Source organism: Stutzerimonas nitrititolerans (assembly GCF_003696285.1).
Taxonomy (GTDB): Bacteria; Pseudomonadota; Gammaproteobacteria; order Pseudomonadales; family Pseudomonadaceae; genus Stutzerimonas; species Stutzerimonas nitrititolerans.
Genome location: NZ_RFFL01000015.1, coordinates 82,118 through 100,651, shown reverse-complemented (window position 1 = coordinate 100,651; position 18,534 = coordinate 82,118). Strand labels below are relative to the sequence as shown.

Annotated in this window: 14 protein-coding genes; 9 read left to right on the top strand and 5 right to left on the bottom strand. The window is 65.3% G+C overall.

What is annotated here, in order from left to right; genetic code table 11:
* Nucleotides 1–27 precede the first annotated feature (27 nt).
* The 6 genes from EA795_RS17645 to EA795_RS17620 all read left to right on the top strand — a co-directional run bounded on the left by EA795_RS17645 (nt 28) and on the right by EA795_RS17620 (nt 7,009).
* The gene (locus EA795_RS17645; protein WP_122078700.1) at nt 28–1,938 is read left to right on the top strand and encodes a phytase; all 1,911 of its coding nucleotides are present in this window, start codon (nt 28–30) and stop codon (nt 1,936–1,938) included.
* A 64-nt stretch (nt 1,939–2,002) separates the two neighbouring features.
* A complete protein-coding gene (tolQ, locus tag EA795_RS17640) occupies nt 2,003–2,719 on the top strand; it encodes a protein TolQ (RefSeq protein WP_014852616.1) in 717 nt (238 codons plus the stop codon).
* A gap of 11 nt (nt 2,720–2,730) precedes the next feature.
* Nucleotides 2,731–3,204 (top strand): protein TolR, encoded by a 474-nt coding sequence (tolR, locus tag EA795_RS17635; protein WP_058075806.1) that lies wholly within the window; start codon nt 2,731–2,733, stop codon nt 3,202–3,204.
* A complete protein-coding gene (locus EA795_RS17630; RefSeq protein WP_122078698.1) occupies nt 3,201–4,004 on the top strand; it encodes an energy transducer TonB in 804 nt (267 codons plus the stop codon). Before tolR ends, EA795_RS17630 begins: the two co-directional genes overlap by 4 nt.
* 22 nt (nt 4,005–4,026) lie before the next feature.
* On the top strand, nt 4,027–5,988 hold the full coding sequence (locus EA795_RS17625; RefSeq protein WP_122078697.1) for a PhoX family protein: 1,962 nt from the start codon (nt 4,027–4,029) through the stop codon (nt 5,986–5,988).
* Between the two features lie 583 nt (nt 5,989–6,571).
* Complete coding sequence (locus tag EA795_RS17620; RefSeq protein WP_122078695.1) at nt 6,572–7,009, top strand: acetyltransferase; 438 nt, start codon at nt 6,572–6,574, stop codon at nt 7,007–7,009.
* 361 nt (nt 7,010–7,370) lie between these two features.
* On the opposite strand, the gene EA795_RS17615 is transcribed toward EA795_RS17620, so the two are convergent.
* Genes EA795_RS17615 through coxB form a run of 4 tightly spaced genes read right to left on the bottom strand, consistent with a single transcriptional unit; the run spans nt 7,371 to nt 11,975 of the window.
* Nucleotides 7,371–8,207: a cytochrome c oxidase assembly protein gene (locus tag EA795_RS17615; protein WP_122078693.1), complete on the bottom strand. Its 837-nt coding sequence runs from the start codon at nt 8,205–8,207 to the stop codon at nt 7,371–7,373.
* Nucleotides 8,204–8,563 (bottom strand): hypothetical protein, encoded by a 360-nt coding sequence (locus tag EA795_RS17610; protein ID WP_122078691.1) that lies wholly within the window; start codon nt 8,561–8,563, stop codon nt 8,204–8,206. The genes EA795_RS17615 and EA795_RS17610 overlap by 4 nt, the downstream gene beginning before the upstream one ends.
* Nucleotides 8,563–11,091: a cytochrome c oxidase subunit I gene (gene ctaD, locus EA795_RS17605; RefSeq protein ID WP_122078689.1), complete on the bottom strand. Its 2,529-nt coding sequence runs from the start codon at nt 11,089–11,091 to the stop codon at nt 8,563–8,565. Before ctaD ends, EA795_RS17610 begins: the two co-directional genes overlap by 1 nt.
* On the bottom strand, nt 11,088–11,975 hold the full coding sequence (gene coxB / locus EA795_RS17600; RefSeq protein WP_122078734.1) for a cytochrome c oxidase subunit II: 888 nt from the start codon (nt 11,973–11,975) through the stop codon (nt 11,088–11,090). Before coxB ends, ctaD begins: the two co-directional genes overlap by 4 nt.
* A gap of 144 nt (nt 11,976–12,119) precedes the next feature.
* Between coxB and EA795_RS17595 the strand changes: the two genes are divergently transcribed.
* Nucleotides 12,120–12,581 carry a DUF2231 domain-containing protein gene (locus EA795_RS17595; protein ID WP_058077238.1) on the top strand — a complete coding sequence of 154 codons (462 nt, stop codon included), beginning with the start codon at nt 12,120–12,122 and terminating at the stop codon, nt 12,579–12,581.
* 65 nt (nt 12,582–12,646) lie between these two features.
* Here the strand turns inward: EA795_RS17595 and EA795_RS17590 are convergent, their stop codons facing one another.
* On the bottom strand, nt 12,647–13,063 hold the full coding sequence (locus EA795_RS17590; RefSeq protein WP_014852625.1) for a CopD family protein: 417 nt from the start codon (nt 13,061–13,063) through the stop codon (nt 12,647–12,649).
* A 300-nt stretch (nt 13,064–13,363) separates the two neighbouring features.
* On the opposite strand from EA795_RS17590, the gene moaA reads away from it, so the two are divergent.
* Both moaA and smc read left to right on the top strand, forming a co-directional pair.
* The gene (moaA, locus tag EA795_RS17585) at nt 13,364–14,359 is read left to right on the top strand and encodes a GTP 3',8-cyclase MoaA (RefSeq protein WP_058077236.1); all 996 of its coding nucleotides are present in this window, start codon (nt 13,364–13,366) and stop codon (nt 14,357–14,359) included.
* A gap of 525 nt (nt 14,360–14,884) precedes the next feature.
* Nucleotides 14,885–18,373 carry a chromosome segregation protein SMC gene (smc, locus tag EA795_RS17580; protein ID WP_122078687.1) on the top strand — a complete coding sequence of 1,163 codons (3,489 nt, stop codon included), beginning with the start codon at nt 14,885–14,887 and terminating at the stop codon, nt 18,371–18,373.
* Nucleotides 18,374–18,534 lie beyond the last annotated feature (161 nt).

The window sequence follows — 18,534 nt, the reverse complement described above, 5'->3', positions numbered from 1 at the left end:
GCTGGCGGCTGCTGACTGGACTACCCCATGTACGCACACTTGCAACGAAAACTCCTGCTGGCCTCCTGTATCGCCCTGGCCGCCTGCCAAAGCGCGGGCGAGCGCGCGGCGATTCATGCACCCGCTGCCTTGTCCAGCTCAGATTCCGCCCCCGTTGCTGTCGAGGCCGCACGCCTGCTGCGCACCAACGCCTTCGACCGTGTCGAACTCGACGGCCGCGGCTTGCGGCTACTGGACAGGAACGGCCAGGTCCTGACCCAGCTCTCCGGTCGTTTCGAGGGCCTCGATCAGCGCGAAGGCGACGCTGGCCTGCTGCTGGCGACCGTCGAGCGCAAACGCCAGCAGGCGATGCTCGTCGGCGTGAACAATGACGGGCAGTGGAGCGAGCCGCTGTTCCTGCCCAGGACCGCCTTCGCCATCGAAGGGCTGTGCCTGTTCCGCGACGCTGGTCGCAACGACTTTCTGTTCCTCGTCGGCGAAGAGGGCATCGGCGAACAATGGCTGGTGGGTAACGGTGGCCAGTTGCTGGGCGAGGCCCGTCGTGTACGCGGCCTGAGCCTGCCGCCCGCCAGTGGCCATTGTCAGGTGGACGATGAAACCGCGCGGCTGTTCGTCAACGAGGAAACGGTCGGCCTCTGGGCCTATCCCGCCGATGCCGAGGCGCCGCTGGAGCGGGTGCCGGTGGACCTGCGCGCACCCTTCGGTGGCCTTGAGGAGGGCGCGGCAGGCATGGCGCTGGTACCTGGCGGCGTGCTGCTGCTGGATGCCGAGGCCTCGGCGCTGCACTTCTACCAGGAGCAGGCGGATGGCTGGCAAGCCGTGGGCGCGGTGGCGCTGGAAGGCTTCGACGAGCCCGAGCAGATCAGCGCACGGGCCACGCCCCAGGGGCTGGAGCTGTTGCTGGTCGACGACGCCGGCAGTCGTCAGGCCACCCTTGATTGGGTGCCACGACCGCTCGAGCGCAAGCAACCCTTGCCGCTGCTGCCCGCCGAAGGCGAGAGCGGCCCTGTGCCGAGCCTGGGCGATGCGGCCGACGATCCGGCCATCTGGATCAACCGCGGCGAACCGGGCGCGAGCCGGGTGCTGGGCACCGACAAGAAGGGCGGGCTGGTGGTGTACGACCTGGAGGGCCGCCAGGTGCAGGACCTGCGCGCCGGACGGCTGAACAACGTTGACGTGCGCGACGGCTTCCGCCTCGGCCAGCGCCAGGTCGATCTGGCGGTGGCGAGCAACCGTGATCGCAACAGCCTGCATCTGTTCGCCATCGACCCGGCCAATGGTCGTTTGGAAGACATCGGCCAGATCGCCACGCCGCTCGCCGATATCTATGGGCTCTGCCTGTTCAAGGATCGCCAGGGCGCCATCCACGCCATCGCCAACGACAAGGACGGCAGCTTCCTGCAGTACCGGCTCGATGGCCGCAGCGGCAAGGCCCAAGGCGAGCTGGTGCGGCGTTTCAAGGTGGACAGCCAGCCGGAAGGCTGCGTCGCCGACGACCGTCGCGAGCGGCTGTTCATCGGTGAGGAAGACGTTGCCGTGTGGACGCTGGGCGCAGCCGCCAACGCACCGACCACCCTGGAGAAAGTCATCGGCGTGGGCGAGGTCGTGCACGACGATATCGAGGGGTTGGCCCTCTACCACGGCGAGCGCGCCGACTACCTGGTGATCTCCAGCCAGGGCAACGACAGCTACGTGGTGCTGGATGCCACGGCGCCCTACGCGGTGCGCGGTGCGTTTCGTATCGGCCTCAACGCCGCGCGCGGCATCGACGGCGCCTCGGAAACCGATGGCCTGGAGGTCACTTCGGCCAACCTCGGTGGCCCCTGGCACCAGGGCCTGCTGGTGGTGCAGGACGGGCGCAAGCGAATGCCCGAGGGGACGCAGAACTACAAGTACCTGTCCTGGGCGGCGGTCGCCGATGCCCTGGGCCTCGAATAGTCATCGTCCGGTAACGCAGTCGTCATTCAATACAGCTGCTCAGGCCGGGCAGGAGGAAACAGCGATGCAACATGCAGTCGAACAGATGTCCATATGGGGGCTGGTCAGCGAGGCCAGCGTGGTGGTCCAGGCGGTCATGGCGATCCTGGTGCTGGCTTCGGTGGCCAGCTGGTATCTGATCATCCAGCGCAGCGTCGTGCTGAGGCGCAGCGAGCGCCTTCTGCGCGAGTTCCTGCGCCAGTTCCGCCAGAGCGGTGATCTGGCCCAGTTACAGCGCGACGCCGAACGCCAGGCGCAGTCGCCGGAGGCTGCGTTGCAGCGTATCTTCCGCGAGGGCTTCCAAGTCTTCGGTCAGTTGCAGCGCCAGCCCGGTCTTGCTCCGCAGACGCTCGGCGAAGCCGTGGATCGCAGCCTCTACGTGGCGGTGGCCGAACAGGAGGAGCGCCTGGAAACCGGCCTGCAGGCGCTTGCCACCATCGGTTCGGTGAGCCCCTACATCGGCCTGTTCGGCACCGTCTGGGGGATCATGAACGCCTTCCTCGGCCTGGCCCAAGTGCAGCAGGTCACCCTCGCCACGGTGGCACCGGGCATCGCCGAAGCACTGATCGCCACAGCCATCGGCCTGTTCGCGGCGATTCCGGCGGTGATCGCCTACAACCGCTTCGCCGCTCGCGGGCAGGCGCTCGCCGGCCGCTACTACGCCTTCGCCAACGAACTGCAGGCCCGCCTGTTGCCGCGCCTGCATGCCGGCGCACCGAACATCGCCGTGGCGGCCGCCTGAGGAGAAAGCCCATGCTAGTCAGGCCCCAGCGCAAGCACGGTCCCAAGGCGGAAATGAACGTGGTGCCCTACATCGACGTCATGCTGGTGCTGCTGGTGATCTTCATGGTCACCGCGCCGATGCTGGTACAGGGCGTGAACATCGAGCTGCCCAAGGTCGCCGCCGAGGCGTTGCCGACGGAGAACGAGCGCAAGCTGCTCACCCTGTCGGTCAAGGCGGACGGCAGCTTCTACTGGAACCTGGGCAGCGAGATCGACATCGAGCAGCAACAGGATTCTGCCGTGGAGCTGGCCGAGATGCGGGCCAAGGTCGAGTCGCTCATCGCCGAGCACGGCGACGCCCAGGTCTACGTGCGGGCCGACGAGGCCGCCGACTACGGGCGCGTGGTGGCCGCCATCGCCGAGTTGCAGCGGGGTGGGGTGGTCAACCTCGGGCTGATCACCGAAGCGCCGGATACGATGGCACCGGGAGCAGGGCGGCCATGAACGCGGCGCTGATGGAGGGCATGCTGCTGCGCGAACCAACGCCGCCGTCCCGCGCCCCGCAGGGGCTGGCGCTGCTGGGTGCGATCGGCCTGCACGTTGCGCTGGGCGCGGTGCTGCTGAGCAGCTGGACGCCGACGTTCGAGCCGCCGAGCAACGCGCAGATCCTGCGTACCCAACTGCTGAGCCTGCCGGTGCCGGTCGAGCCGCACGTCCAGCCTGAAGCACCGATCGAACCGCCGCCCGAGCCTGTCGTGCCGGAGCCGGTGGTCCAATCCGAGCCCGCTCCACCGACCGAAGCCGAACTGGCGTTCAAGCGGGCCGAGCAGGAACGGGCCGCCGAAGCGGCGCGTCAACAGAAGCTGCGCCAGCAACGCGAAGCCGCCGAGCGCGAACGCCAGGCACGCGAGGCCGAACAATTGCGCCTGGCCCGGGAAGCCGAGCGCGCAGCCGAAGCCCCGCGCCAGCTCGAAGCCGAACGAGCCCGGGCTGCCGCTGCGGAACAGGCACGGCGCGAGGCCGCCGCCGCCGCGGACCGGCAGTACCTGCCCATCGCCAAGACGCCGCCGGTGTATCCGCAGCGCGCGCTGGATTCGGGTGTGCAGGGCGAGTGCACGGTCAGCTACGACGTCGACCCGAACGGCCGCGTGGTGTCGCCGCAGGTGGCGGGCCAGTGTCACCCGCTGTTCATCCGCCCCTCGCTCGATGCGGCCAAGCGTTTTCGCTACCGCCCGCGCATCGTCGACGGCCAGGCCGTGACGGTGCGGGGCGTACAGAACACCTTTCACTACCGCATCGAATGATGCGTTGAGGACTCCAATCGACATGAAGCAGGATTTTCGCGACTTTCACGCCTCCCTCGCGGCGCTCGACGACCAGTCGATCAACCCGAGCCGCCAACCGAACCTGAGCGAGGTGGTCGACCGCAGCCGACGCGGGCTGCTCAAGGGTGGCCTAGGCCTTGCGGGCGTGGCTTTTCTCGGCGGTGGGCTGTCCGCCTGCGGTGCGGTTGCGGCACGCAGCACGCTGCTGGGCTTCGAATCCGTTCCGGCGCAGTTGGACCCGACTTTCGACAGCGTGCAGGTGCCGCCGGGCTATCGCGCCCGGGTGTTCTTTTCCTGGGGCGACCCGGTGGAGAACGACGCGCCGCAGTGGCAACCCGACGCCAGCGACGACTGGCAGGCGCAACTGCTGCAGGCCGGCGACAACCACGACGGCATGCATTTCTTCCCTTTCCCCGAGGCGCCCGACGAGCACGGCCTGCTGGCGATCAACCACGAGTACGTCAACCCGCCGCTGCATCCCGACGGCATGAGCCTGGTGGACGGTCGCCGGCCGCTGGCCGAAGTGCGCAAGGAACAGGCCGCCCACGGCGTCAGCATCATCGAGGTGCGCAAGGATGCCGCCGGCCAGTGGCAGCGGGTGTATCCGTCGCACTACAACCGACGCATCAGCGCACTGACCCCGATGGCGGTCGCCGGTCCGTTGACCGGCCACGAACTGCTCAAAACCGCCTCCGATCCGAGCGGGACGCGCATCATCGGCACCCTGAACAACTGTTCCAGCGGCTTCACGCCCTGGGGCACCTACCTGACCTGCGAGGAAAACTGGCACAACTACTTTCTCAATCGCAATGCCGAAGACCTGGCTTCACGAGCCGCCCACGTCCGCTACGGCGTTTCAGGCGGCGAACGCAGCAAACTCTACGGCTGGGAAAGCGCCGATGAACGCTTCGATGCCACACCCGATTCCAGTCGACCCCACGGCAGCCATGTCAACGAGCCGAACCGCTTCGGCTGGGTGGTGGAAATCGATCCCTTCGACCCGCAGTCGCAGCCGGTCAAGCGAACCGCCATGGGCCGGTACTGCCGCGAATGTTCGGTGTTGTCGCTGGGCGAGGATGGGCGCATGGCCTTCTATTCCGGCGACGACTCGCGCGGCGAGTACATCTACAAGTTCGTGCCTGCCGGTCGCTACGTGCCCGGCGCAGATCAGCAGAACCGCCAGCTGCTCGACGAGGGCACGCTCTATGTCGCGCGCTTCGATGCCGACGGCAGCGGCCAGTGGTTGGCGCTGGTTCACGGGCAGAACGGGCTGACAGCGGAAAACGGCTTCCCCAGCCAGGCTGAGGTGCTGCTCAATGCACGCGCCGCGGCCGACCGGCTCGGTGCCACGCCCATGGACCGCCCGGAATGGGTGGCAGTGCATCCGCGCACGCGCGAGGTTTACGTCACCCTGACCAACAACGATCAGCGCGGCGACAAGGTGGCGGTCGACAAGGCCAACCCGCGGCCGCAGAACCTGCACGGGCAGATCCTGCGCTGGAACGAGGCGGGCGGCGACCCCGCGGCGACGCGCTTCGAGTGGGAGATATTCCTGCTTGCCGGCGAGCGGGAGGGCGCGCGCGATGCCGATGACAAGCCGGTGCCCGCGCACCTGACCGGCACCATCGATGGCGATGTGTTTTCCTCGCCGGATGGCCTGGCCTTCGATGCCGAGGGTCGCCTGTGGATCCAGACCGACTATGGCGACGATGAGCCGGTGATGCAGGCCATGGGTACCAACCAGCTGCTGTGCGCCGATCCGCGCACGCGCGAGGTGCGTCGTTTCCTGGTCGGCCCACGCGGCTGCGAGATCACCGGCATCACCTGGAGCCCGGACTACCGCGCCATGTGGATCAACGTGCAGCACCCCGAGCTGAGCTTTCCAGCCAGCGACGGCCGATCCCGGCCGCGCTCCTCGACAGTGCTGATCACGCGGGACGATGGCGGGATTATCGGAACTTGAGTGCGGCGTGCAGTGAAAAGCCGGCTGCGCTTTCAGGCCAGGCCGGCGGGCCAGCTCATAGGGGCTAAGGAGGTAAGGCCGCCGTCGAGGGTGTCCGCTCCGTGATCAACGAGACTTACGTTGATACGGAAGGCCAAGAGGCTGGCGATGATGAATGCGCACTCTTGCTTTACATCCCAGCCGCAAACTACTGCAGGGCAGGACACGAAGCTTTATCGACTTGTAGTTGAGACATTCGGTGCCAAAAAGCAGCTTGATACCGCTCGCACAGGAATTTCTTTTGGGACGATGGCGGCCCTTGGACAGAGGCAGCTACCCGCCAGAAGCAGCCGGTCAGACATCAGCATCCAAACCTGCGAGAGCGAACAGTATGTTCAACGCTGTCGGTAACATTCCAACCGTCATTTTTATTGACACCCCGAACCCATCCCCAGTAACGTCCGGCCTCCCTCCTTTCCGGCCACCTCTGCCGTGAACCGCCCAGGCGTTAACTCGCGAAGCGGTCATACAAGTTGCCGACACTTTTACGGTCGCTATCTGCTAGCGCGCCTCATTTCCGATATTAAGTGTTAAGGATGATTCTATGATCATTCGTCAGGCTACTAACGCCGACCATCCGCTGCTGCTCAACATTTGGCAGCGCTCCGTTCGCGCCACTCATCACTTCCTGCAAGAATCCGATATCGAGGAATTGCTTCCTCAGCTCCGTGATAACTACCTACCCGCTGTTGAGTTATGGGTTGCGGTGGATACGGAGGACTCGCCGTTAGGCTTTATTGGGCTCAATGAAAACCACGTCGAGATGCTCTTCATCGAGCCTGATCTGCGAGGGAAAGGTATTGGTCGCGCGCTATTGGATCATGCCCGGAGCTCGCGCCAACAGATGAGTGTTGACGTGAATGAGCAGAACCCCGAAGCGGTAGGGTTCTACTTACATTACGGGTTTGTTCAAACAGGTCGCTCTCCGCTTGATGGCGAGGGTCGCCCCTTCCCCTTGCTTCACCTGAGCTTGCCCGTCTAGGACAGTAATCGTGAATCGCTCCTGAGCTCTGCTTCGGGGCGATTCCAAATCCCAGCTCAGGCATCAAGCCTGAAATCTTTTGTTGGTCTTCCAGATGAGACGGCGTCCATTGATGCGGTAGCAATTACCTCATCTCAACTGCTCGTTGTGCCGACAGCCGTTTCTTAGTGGTTAGTTGCTTTAGGCTCAAACTTACGTTGACGAGCTTCCAAGTTACGAATGTTCCTGAGTGACTGCTCTTGGTCGTAACCTGCTGTGAACAGCTAGCCGCTTTGAAACCAAGCGAAATCCTCCCGGGGCGTTAGTGCCGAGCTATGGGTAATTAGCGGGAATTTGTCGATAAATATACTGGGCGGCTTTCTCAAACCGCCGCCCGCGCCTGCTGCCGGCGCCACATGCGCTTGAGCCAGCGCCAGGTGATCCAGCCGGCGCCGATCAGGTAGACCAGCCCGCCGGGGACCCACATGATCAGGCCGGCCAGCTGTTGGTCCTGGACGTCCCGTTCGGCGCCGTAGAACGACTGGGTGCCGAAGGTCAGCAGGGCGCCGAGCAGGCCGGTGTGCATCAGGGTGAGGAGGATGGCCATCAGCGCCTGGGGCACCTGTTTGGGGTTGGCACGCAGCACGGACCACCAGAACAGCCAGGCGGTGAACAGGAAGCAGGCGTGCTCCACCGCATGCCACCAGAGGTTGTCCAGCGCCAGCAGGTAGAGTTTCGGCGTGTGCCAGATCCAGATGACGGCACCGTGCAGAAGCGCCAGCAGCGTGGGGTAGCGGCCAGCGCGGAGAATGGTCGTCCAGAGCGGCTGGGCGAACGATCCGGTGACGCCGCGCCATTGCGGCAACGGTCGCGCCAGGGCCCACATGGGCGCGATCACCAGCATGAACAGCATGTGCTGGGTCATGTGCCAGCTGGTGCTGGTTTCTGCCCAGTCATCGATGGGGCCGAATACCGCGAGCACCACCAGCAGCATCGCGCCATGGAACCACAGTGCCTCGCCACGCCGCGGCGGCACCTTGCGTGCGCCGATCACGTACAGCAGCCAGGCGGTGGCGACCAGCAGGGCGGTCAGGAACAGCGGTGCGCGCTCGCTGAAGTGCGCGTCGAACAGACCATGAGCCAGTGCGGGTGCAGGTAGCGTCAGCAGGCCCACGGACCACAGCGCGACCCATAGGGTGAGTCTTCTCGAAGAATTCATAGACATGGTGGAAGCTGCAAGAGGGGAAGGCCGACGAAAAGGGTCGCCACGGCCGCGGTCAGGTGGACGCTCGCGGTCAGGCGGGTCACGAACTGCCGGCGCTCGTCCAGCGCCTGGTTGGCGCCGGAGAGCCGCCAGAAGTAGCGTGCGAGGCACAACAGCAGGGCGGCGGTCAGCAGCGTCAACAGGCCGAGGCTGGCGTTCAACCAGTTCCAGATGCCGTGCTCGGGCGCCGGCGGGCTGATGGCGCAGGCGACAGCCTGGCCACCATAGATGGCGACGAACCAGAGGCTCCAGATGATCAGCCCGATAGGGATCTGTACTGGATGGAAGGGTGAGGTGCGCGGATGTTTCATCAGGCGGCTCCCCAGGTCGCGGGAAACAGGACGATAGCCACATAGCTGGTCCAGAGTACGCCCAGGTTGTAGAGCCAGAGCTGTTCGACCACGATCGGCTCGTAGGGCGCCTGCTCGCCGACATAGCCGTAGCTCACCCGCCAGGCCTGCAGCGCCGTGAGCACCGCCGCCAGTGTGCAATGGATGAGGCTGTAGGCGAGCATCACGAAGATGATGGCGTCGTGCGCCGTGGCCTTCGGCTCGAGACCGGCCGTGAGCAGCAGCCACAGCAGCGTCGCGGACTGCATGAAAGCCAGGCCGGCGAGCAGTGCCAGATTCGGAAGCAGGCGCCGGATATCGCCCGCGCGCAACCGCCTGATCACCTGATGCAGGCCGAAGGTGCCGACGCTCAGCAGCAGGGCGCTGGCCAACATCAGCCAGCCGTTGAGCGATCTGTCCGGTACCTGCCAGTCCGGCGAGACCGTCCACAGGTAGAACCAGCCGAACAGCAGCGACAGGTACAGCGCACCATTAGCCAGCAGCGTCACGCCCATCCCCCACAAGCCGGGCCCGTCGAAGGTGCGCGAGTGCAGCGGCGGTTCGCCTGGCTGGGTCTTGGCATCGGGGGCGGCGCCAGGATGGGCGCCGTTCACCCAGGACCAGCGAAACAGCACGATCAGCGCGGCCAGCGTCGCGATGATCGCCAGCATGTAGGTCTTGTTCAGCAGGCTCAGGCACAGCATCGCGAGGAACAGAGAGGCAACGAAAGGCAGCCAGCTGTTTCCGGGCAGGTGCACCACCTCGCGAACGTTGCCGGTCAGCGGGTCGACGCCCCAGGTTTCCCGGCGACCATGGTCGATCACCGTCAGTGCATGCTCACCACGAGCGATGCTGTCGGGCAGATCCGGGTCTTTCCAGAGCGGATGGCGGTCGCGCACTTCCGGCAGGCTGATGAAGTTGTAGGCGCTTGGCGGCAGGCTGGTGGCCCATTCCAGGGTATCGGCGTTCCAGGGATTCTTCGGCGCCGCGACGCCGAAGCGGAAGTGCAGCACGATATCCAGCAGGATGGTGGCCACGCCGATGGACATGATGAAGCTGCCGATCGACGAGACCAGGTTCGGCATGTCCCAGCCCAGGCCCGTGTCGTAGGTGTAGACCCGCCGCGGCATGCCGATCAGTCCGGTCCAATGCATGATGAGGAAGGTCAGGTTGAAGCCGATGAAGAACAGCCAGAAACCCCAGCGGCCGAGCTTTTCCGAGGGCATCCGCCCGGAGAAATGCGGCAGCCAGTAGTACAGCCCGGCCATCAGTGGGAAGAACATCCCGCCCACCAGCACGTAGTGCATGTGCGCCACCACGAAATGGGTGTCGTGCACCTGCCAGTCGAAGGGCACCAGCGCGAGCATCACGCCGGTCAGGCCGCCGGCGACGAACACGATCAGAAAGCCCACCAGCCAGAGCATCGGCACCCTGTACACCGGTCGCCCCAGCCACAGCGTGGCCAGCCAGGCGAAGACCTGGATCCCGGTGGGTATCGCCACCAGCATGCTCGCCGCTGAAAAGAACGCCTGCGCCAGCTGCGGTATGCCCACGGTGAACATGTGGTGCACCCACAGCCCGAAGCTGATGAAACCGGTGGTCAGCACGCCCAGCACCACCCAGCGGTAACCCACCAGCGGGCGCTGGCAGAACACCGGGATCAGCGTCGAGACGATGCCCGCGCCCGGCAGGAAGATGATGTACACCTCGGGATGGCCGAACAGCCAGAACAGGTGCTGCCACAGCAGCGGATCGCCGCCACGCGCCACATCGAAGAAGGGCATGCCGGCGGCGCGCTCCAGCTCCAGCAGGATGCTGCCGAGGATCAGCGGCGGAAAGCCCACCACGATCATCATCGCCATCACCAGGATGTACCAGGCGTAGATCGGCATCTTGTGCAACGCCATGCCGCTGGCCCGGGTGCGGAGGATCGATACCACCAGCTCGACACCGGCCGACACCGCGGAAATCTCCACGAAGGTGATGCCCAGCAGCCAGAAGTCCGAGTTCACGCCCGGCGTGTGCGCGGCGCTGGACAGCGGCGTGTACATGAACCACCCGGCTTTCGGCGCCACGTCGAGAAAAATACTAGACAGCAGAATGATTCCGCCGAACAGGTAGCAGAAGTAGCCCAGCGCCGACAGCCTCGGGAATACCAGGTCGCGGGCGCCGAGCATCTTCGGAATCAGGTAGACCGCCAGGCCCTCCATCATCGGCACGGCGAAGAGGAACATCATCACCGTGCCGTGCATGGTGAAGACCTGGTTGTAGACGTCCGGCTCCATCAGCTCGTAGCCGGGCAGGGCGAGCTGGGTGCGGATCAGCATCGCCAGCAAGCCGCCGATGAGGAAGAACACCCCGCCGGTGACGAGGAAGCGCAGGCCGATGCTGGTGTGGTTGACGATGGTCAGCGCCTTCCAGCCGCGCGGGTTGCCCCAGACCTCGTTGAACTGGTCGTGCAGCTGGTCGGGATCGGTGCTCGGGGCGCCTTCTTTGTGAACGGGGCTCATGGGGCGAGCGTCTCCAGCCAATCGGCGATCTGTTCGAGGGTTTCGTCGGTGACGTCATCGTGGCGCGGCATGGCATTGCCGTGCTTGAGGCGCTGATGCTCGTGCAACCAGCGGCGCAGGCCTTCGCTGTCGTTGTCGATGACCCCGGCACCGAGCGTCGGCCGGGACGCCAGGTCGGTGAGGTCTGGCGCGCGCTTGCCTTCGGTCACGCCGGCCACGCGGTGGCACTGCCCGCAGCGATCCACAAAAACCGTCGCGGCTTCGCCAGCGGGCGGCTGACCGACGACCAGGTTCTGCCGTGCGGCAATCCAGTCATCGAATCCAGGCGCCTCCAGGGCCTCGACGTGAAGAATCATGTGCGCATGCTGGGTGCCGCAGAATTCCGAACATTGCCCGCGAAATATCCCGGCCTGGCCGGCTTCGAGGCGGATCACATTGGTGCGGCCGGGCACCATGTCGATCTTCCCGCCCAGGCGCGGGACCCAGAATGAGTGGATGACGTCGGCGCTGGTCACGGCGATATCCACCGGACGCCCCACGGGCAGGATCAGCTGGTTGGCCGTCACCACACCGCTTCCCGGATAACGCACCTCCCACCACCACTGATGCCCGGTCACCTCGATACGCAGCGCCTGGTCACCCGGCAAGGGCAGCATGCTGCGCCCGGCGGGCAGGCCGAATGCCAGCAGCAGCACGATGCTGGCCGTGGGCAGTACCAGGCCGCCACCGATGAGCCAGCGCAGGTGGATGCGCCTTGCCTCTGCGGGGCTGGTTTCCCTGGGCTGGCGCCGCATCGCGTAGATCCACAGAGCGCTGACCGCCAGCAACACCAGCGTGGAAAAGCCGAACATCGCCCACCAGACGTTCGCCACGCTGCTCGCCATCGGGCTGGCCGGTGCCAGCGCCGACTGCGGACCGTCGCAGGCGGCCAGCAACGGAACTGCCAGTGCCAGCGCGGCTCCATTGAAAAGACCGGCGCCCCGTTCGGAGCGTGTCCTGGCCGGTCTTTTCAGCCACTGGAGGGCCGCATGGCCGAGTATCGAGACACCATCCACAGTCGCGCGGCCATTGGCGGGCATCCGCTGCATCCGATGCTGATCCATTTTCCGGTAGCCGCGCTGACGGGGCTGCTGCCGGTCGATCTGGCCTATCTCTGGACGCTCGATGAATTCTGGTGGCGCGCCGGCCTCTGGCTTTCCGGCGTGGGCGCGCTGGGCGGCTGGGTGGCCAGCATCTTCGGGCTCATCGACCTGGTCAGCGTGCGCCAGATCCGCCTGAAGATCACCGCCTGGTGCCACGCGATCCTGGCTGTGATGATGCTCTCGCTGGCCTCGCTCAACTGGGTGCTGCGCTATCACGACGAGGCCGTCAGCATGCAGTACTGGGCGCTCTATCTCTCTGCGATCACCGCGGCGCTGATCGCCCTGGCGGCCTATCTGGGCGGCCGGCTGGTCTATGAGCATGCGGTCGGGGTCGACGTGGAGCGTTGAGGTGGACAGGAGGCGTTCGGTCATGGGATGACGTTCGGGTCCGTAAGGTGATGGCGGTCTGCGCTTCATGAGAACGGCTTGGCCAGGACCAGCCACAGCGTCGCGGCGATCAGCAGCATGGCCGCCACGCCGATCAGCCCGCAGCGAAGGTCGATGCTCTGCTCGGGCGCGCGCTCCACGCGTAGAATCAGCACGCCGCACCAGGCATGGCAAAGCACCATGCCGGCGACAGTGGTGAGTTTCACGATCAGCCAGCCTTCGAAGATGGCGTCGCGCAGGAACAGCGCGGTGCCCGAGCCGATGGCCAGCAGCGCGGCTGGTGTGGCGACCAGGGTGAATACCATCCGCGTGAGGTGCGCATGGTCACGGTAGAAGAGTGAGTCGCTGCGCCTCGTACCCGCGGCGATCAATGCCGGCAGGTAGAGCAATGCACCGCACCAGCAGAGCAGGGCGGCAAAGTGCAGCAGTTTCAACAAGGGCATGCGCGTCTCCATCCTGCTCGTGGCCCTGTACGCTTCGAATCCGTTGTCGAGGGTCCTGAAACGAGTCGCCGCGCCGAAAATGTCATGCGGGGCAGGTCAGAACTTGTGACAGCCCTCGCCCGGAGCGGTTCGGCGTGGATGCGCCTGCAAGCGCGGCACCGCCGCAGCGGTTACCATGACCGGCCTGGATGGAACGAAGCCTTCCTGCCGACTATCACAATCAGGTGGACGGCCGGCTTTGCGACAATCCCGCTTAAGGCATAGTCTTCACTCATGCTCAGAACGTAGCTGGAGAGCGAAATGCAGGATTCACAGTTGGTCGACCCCTTCGGCCGACGCATTACCTACCTCAGGTTGTCGGTAACCGACCGCTGCGATTTTCGCTGCACCTATTGCATGAGCGAGGACATGGTCTTCGCGCCGCGCGCGCAGATCCTCACGCTCGAAGAACTCTATGCCGTAGCCGACGCCTTCATTAGCCTGGGCGTCAGGCGCATCCGCGTGACCGGTGGCGAACCCTTGGTGCGCAAGGGGCTGCCGAGCCTGTTGGCGCGTCTGGGCGCGCGCGAAGAGCTGGAAGACCTGGCCATCACCACCAACGGCTCACAGCTGCACAGCATGGCTACCACGCTGCGCGAAGCCGGCGTCAGGCGACTGAACATCAGCCTCGATTCGCTCAAGCCGGAACGTTTTGCCGAGTTCACCCGCCGCGACAAGCTCGACCAGGTGCTTGAAGGTATCGAAGCGGCGCGCCAGGCGGGCTTCAAGCGGATCAAGATCAACAGCGTGATCCAGAAGGGCCGCAACGACGACGAAGTGGCCGATCTGGTGGCGTTCGCCGTGGCTCGCGGGCTGGACATCAGCTTCATCGAGGAGATGCCGCTGGGCAGCGTCTCCAGCCACCAGCGGGAAATCACCTTCTGCTCCAGCGAAGAGGTGCGCGAGCGTATCGAGCAACGCTATCAGCTGGTTCGCAGCAACCACGCCACCGGCGGTCCGTCGCGTTACTGGCAGGTGGCCGGGAGCGAGACGCAGGTGGGCTTCATCTCGCCGCACAGCAACAACTTCTGCGGCAGCTGCAACCGAGTGCGCGTCACCGCCGAGGGCAAGCTGGTGCTGTGCCTGGGCGACGAAGGCGCGCTGGACCTCAAGAGCCTGATCCGCCGCCACCCAGGCGACAGCGAACGACTGCGGGACGCCCTGATGACGGCCCTGCAGCTCAAGCCGGAAAAGCACCATTTCCGTACCGATGAGCAGGTTCAGGTTGTGCGCTTCATGAGCATGACCGGGGGCTGACCAACGAGGCGGGCTCGCTGTCCTAAGCTTCGCGTCGAGGACGGCGCTCCCAAGGCTTGCAACACGCCAGTTATGCCTGAACGATCGTACCCATGCTCCTGCGTGGGTACGCAACGTGCGATGCTCCGCGTCGCTGGGCACAGGATGCTGCGGGCCGGGTTCCCACGCAGGAGCATGGGAACCATCAGGCCATTTTTGTGGGGGCCGCGCGCTCGCGGCGAATGCAGGCGGCAGCCTTCCAACGTGACCAAAANCTCGCGGCGAATGCAGGCGGCAGCCTTCCAACGTGACCAAAAGCTTCGCGCCGAGGTCGGCGCTCCCACAAAGCAGAAGCCTTGCTGGCTCCTTGCAAGCATAGCCGCCCGTTGCTGTGAAATACGCCGCACAGCCTGCTGCGAGGCCGCCTGGCCAGCGTGATAAACTCCGCGCCCTATGACTCCCGCCAACAATGCTCAGGCTTCCCGATCTTATGCACGGTGAATTGCGCTCATCGGAGCGGAGACTGACTGCCACGGACAGGCCGACATGAGACTGAAAAGCATCAAGCTCGCGGGCTTCAAATCCTTCGTCGATCCGACCACGGTGAGCTTCCCCAGCAACATGGCGGCGGTGGTCGGCCCCAACGGTTGCGGCAAATCCAACATTATCGATGCCGTGCGCTGGGTGATGGGCGAGAGTTCGGCGAAGAACCTGCGCGGCGAGTCGATGACGGATGTCATCTTCAACGGCTCCAACACCCGCAAGCCGGTTACCCAGGCCAGCATCGAGCTGATCTTCGACAACTCCGACGGCACCCTCACCGGCGAGTACGCCGCCTTTGCGGAAATCTCCATTCGCCGCCGCGTGACCCGCGACTCGCAGAACACCTACTTCCTCAACGGCGCCAAGTGCCGGCGGCGCGATATCACCGACATCTTTCTCGGCACCGGCCTGGGACCACGCAGCTACTCGATCATCGAGCAGGGGATGATTTCCAAGCTGATCGAGGCCAAGCCGGAAGACCTGCGGATCTTCATCGAGGAGGCCGCGGGGATTTCCAAGTACAAGGAGCGCCGCCGCGAAACCGAGAACCGCATCCGCCGCACCCATGAGAACCTGGCGCGCCTGACCGACCTGCGCGAAGAGCTGGAGCGTCAGTTGGAACGCCTGCATCGTCAGGCGCAGGCGGCCGAGAAGTACCAGGAATACAAGGCCGAGGAACGTCAGCTCAAGGCGCAGCTGTCCGCGTTGCGCTGGCAGGCGCTGAACGAGCAGGTCGGTCAGCGCGAGCAGGTGATCGGCGACCAGGAAGTCGGTTTCGAAGCGCTGGTGGCCGAGCAACGCAATGCCGACGCCAGCATCGAACGGCTGCGCGATGGCCATCATGAGCTGTCGGAGCGCTTCAATCAGGTGCAGGGGCGTTTCTACTCAGTGGGCGGCGATATCGCCCGGGTGGAGCAGAGCATCCAGCACGGCCAGCAGCGTCTGCGCCAGTTGCAGGACGACCTGCGTGACGCCGAGCAGGCGCGCCTGGAAACCGAATCCCACCTGGGCCACGACCGCACCCTGCTGGCAACGCTCGGCGAGGAGCTGGCAATGCTCGAGCCCGAGCAGGAACTGGCCAGCGCATCGGCGGAGGAAGCCGGCGCCCAGCTGGAAGACGCCGAGATGGCCATGCAGGGCTGGCAGGAACAGTGGGAAGGCTTCAACCAGCGCAGTGCCGAGCCGCGTCGCGCCTCCGAAGTGCAGCAATCGCGCATTCAGCAACTGGAGCAGAGCCTGGAGCGCCTGGCCGAGCGCCAGCGGCGTCTGGAAGATGAGCGCCAGTCGCTGGTGGCCGATCCGGAAGATGCGGCGGTGCTGGAGTTGGACGAGCAGTTGGCGATCAGCGAGATGAACCTCGAGGAGCTGACGGCCGCGCAGCAGCAGACCGACGAACAGCTGGAGCGGTTGCGCGAGCAGCTGCAGCAGATGAACCGTGAGCAACAGCAGGCGCAGGGCGAACTGCAGCGCATGAACGGCCGCATCGCCTCGCTGGAAGCCTTGCAGCATGCGGCGCTGGACCCGGGCAAGGGCGCCGCCGAATGGTTGCGCGAGCAGGGCCTGGAGCAACGCGCGCGGCTGGCCGAAGGGCTGCGCGTCGAACCCGGCTGGGAGCTGGCGGTGGAAACCGTACTCGGCGCCGACCTGCAGGCGGTCCTGCTGGATGATTTCAACGGGCTGGACCTGGGCCGCCTCGATCAGGGCGAGCTGCGCCTGCTCAGCCTGGCCAGCGCCGGCAGCGGCCAGACCGGAACCCTGCTGGAAAAGGTCGAGTCGCCGCACGACCTGTCGCCCTGGCTGGCGCAGGTGCGCCCCGTGGAGACCCTGGAGCAGGCGCTGACCCTGCGTGCTTCGCTGGCGGCGGGTGAAAGCCTCATCAGCCGCGATGGTTACTGGCTCGGCCGGCATTTCCTGCGGGTACGGCGTGCCGCTGAAGCCGAATCCGGCGTGCTGGCGCGCGGCCAGGAACTGGAAGGCCTCTACGCCGAGCGCGATGAGCGGGAAGCCAGGCTGGCCGAGTTCGAGGACAGTCTGGAGCAGCTCGGACAGGCCCAGCGCGCGCAGGAGGAGATTCGTGATCAGCAGCGTCGTCGACATCAGGACGAATCGCGTCAGCAGGGCGAGTTCAAGGCTCAGCTGCTGGCCAGCCAGACCAAGCTGGAGCAGCTGAGCCTGCGGCGCCAACGGCTGGATGAGGAACTGAGCGAACTCGGCGAGCAGCGAGCGCTGGAAACCGAGCAATTGGGGGAAGCGCGCCTGCAGCTGCAGGATGCGCTGGACGCCATGGCGCTGGACAGCGAACAGCGTGAGGCACTGCTGAGCCGCCGCGATGTTCTGCGTGACGGCCTCGATCGGGTCCGTCAGGAGGCACGACAACGCAAGGACCAGGCCCATCAGCTGGCCGTGCGGATGGGCTCGCTCAGGGCACAGCACGAATCCACGCGCCAGGCGCTGGAGCGGCTGGAACAGCAGTTCGAGCGGGCCATCGAACGCCGCGAGCAGCTCAGCCTGAACCTGGAAGAGGGCGAGGCGCCGCTGGAAGAGCTGCGCATGAAACTGGAAGAACTGCTCGAGCGGCGCATGGGCGTGGAAGATGAACTGAAATTCGCCCGGCTGGCGCTGGATGACGCCGACCGCGAATTGCGCGACGCGGAGAAGCGTCGCACCCAGGCCGAGCAGCAAGCCCAGCTGCTGCGTGGCCAGCTGGAGCAGCAGCGACTGGAGTGGCAGGCGCTGGACGTGCGGCGCAAGGCCCTGCACGAACAGCTGCAGCAGGATGGCTACGACCTGCACGGCGTACTCGCGACCCTGCCGGCCGAAGCCGGGGAGGCGGCCTGGGAGGCGGAGCTGGAGCGTCTGGCCGCGCGCATCCAGCGGCTCGGGCCGATCAACCTGGCGGCCATCGACGAGTATCAGCAGCAGTCCGAGCGCAAGCGCTATCTGGATGCTCAGAACGACGACCTCACCGAGGCCCTGGAGACGCTGGAAAACGTCATCCACAAGATCGACAAGGAAACCCGCAATCGCTTCCGGCAGACCTTCGACCAGATCAATGGCGGTCTGCAGGCGCTGTTCCCCAAGGTTTTCGGCGGCGGCAACGCCTATCTGGAACTAACCGGGGAAGATTTACTCGATACCGGGGTGGCGATCATGGCGCGCCCGCCGGGCAAGAAGAACAGCACCATCCATCTGCTTTCGGGCGGTGAGAAAGCCCTGACGGCCCTGGCGCTGGTGTTCGCCATCTTCCAGCTCAATCCCGCTCCGTTCTGCATGCTGGACGAAGTGGATGCGCCGCTGGACGACGCCAACGTCGGCCGTTACGCAAGACTGGTCAAGGAGATGTCGGAAAAGGTGCAGTTCATCTACATCACCCACAACAAGATCGCCATGGAGATGGCCGACCAGTTGATGGGCGTCACCATGCACGAGCCGGGTTGCTCGAGGCTGGTCACCGTGGATGTCGAACAGGCGGTCGCGCTGGTGGAGGCCTGATGGCCGCACCAACGCTGGCCCGGATAGAAAGGAATGCCTATAAAAGAGAAGGGGCGGGCGGTGCAAAACTACCGTTCGTCGTGCTAGTTTAAGGCGCAATTTTTACGATGCGCGGATGAGCCTGTTCAGCGGCTCGGTTTTCGCGTCTTTACCATCGGAAT

Bases quoted from the DNA above. Each gene is read 5' to 3' on its own strand.
- EA795_RS17610 (WP_122078691.1), bottom strand. From the start codon at position 8,563: ATGAAACATCCGCGCACCTCACCCTTCCATCCAGTACAGATCCCTATC.
- EA795_RS17595 (WP_058077238.1), top strand. From the start codon at position 12,120: ATGGCCGAGTATCGAGACACCATCCACAGTCGCGCGGCCATTGGCGGG.
- EA795_RS17620 (WP_122078695.1), top strand. From the start codon at position 6,572: ATGATCATTCGTCAGGCTACTAACGCCGACCATCCGCTGCTGCTCAAC.
- EA795_RS17590 (WP_014852625.1), bottom strand. From the start codon at position 13,063: ATGCCCTTGTTGAAACTGCTGCACTTTGCCGCCCTGCTCTGCTGGTGC.
- coxB (WP_122078734.1), bottom strand. From the start codon at position 11,975: ATGGCGAGCAGCGTGGCGAACGTCTGGTGGGCGATGTTCGGCTTTTCC.
- tolR (WP_058075806.1), top strand. From the start codon at position 2,731: ATGCTAGTCAGGCCCCAGCGCAAGCACGGTCCCAAGGCGGAAATGAAC.
- EA795_RS17645 (WP_122078700.1), top strand. From the start codon at position 28: ATGTACGCACACTTGCAACGAAAACTCCTGCTGGCCTCCTGTATCGCC.
- ctaD (WP_122078689.1), bottom strand. From the start codon at position 11,091: ATGAGCCCCGTTCACAAAGAAGGCGCCCCGAGCACCGATCCCGACCAG.
- smc (WP_122078687.1), top strand. From the start codon at position 14,885: ATGAGACTGAAAAGCATCAAGCTCGCGGGCTTCAAATCCTTCGTCGAT.
- moaA (WP_058077236.1), top strand. From the start codon at position 13,364: ATGCAGGATTCACAGTTGGTCGACCCCTTCGGCCGACGCATTACCTAC.
- tolQ (WP_014852616.1), top strand. From the start codon at position 2,003: ATGCAACATGCAGTCGAACAGATGTCCATATGGGGGCTGGTCAGCGAG.
- EA795_RS17615 (WP_122078693.1), bottom strand. From the start codon at position 8,207: ATGAATTCTTCGAGAAGACTCACCCTATGGGTCGCGCTGTGGTCCGTG.
- EA795_RS17625 (WP_122078697.1), top strand. From the start codon at position 4,027: ATGAAGCAGGATTTTCGCGACTTTCACGCCTCCCTCGCGGCGCTCGAC.
- EA795_RS17630 (WP_122078698.1), top strand. From the start codon at position 3,201: ATGAACGCGGCGCTGATGGAGGGCATGCTGCTGCGCGAACCAACGCCG.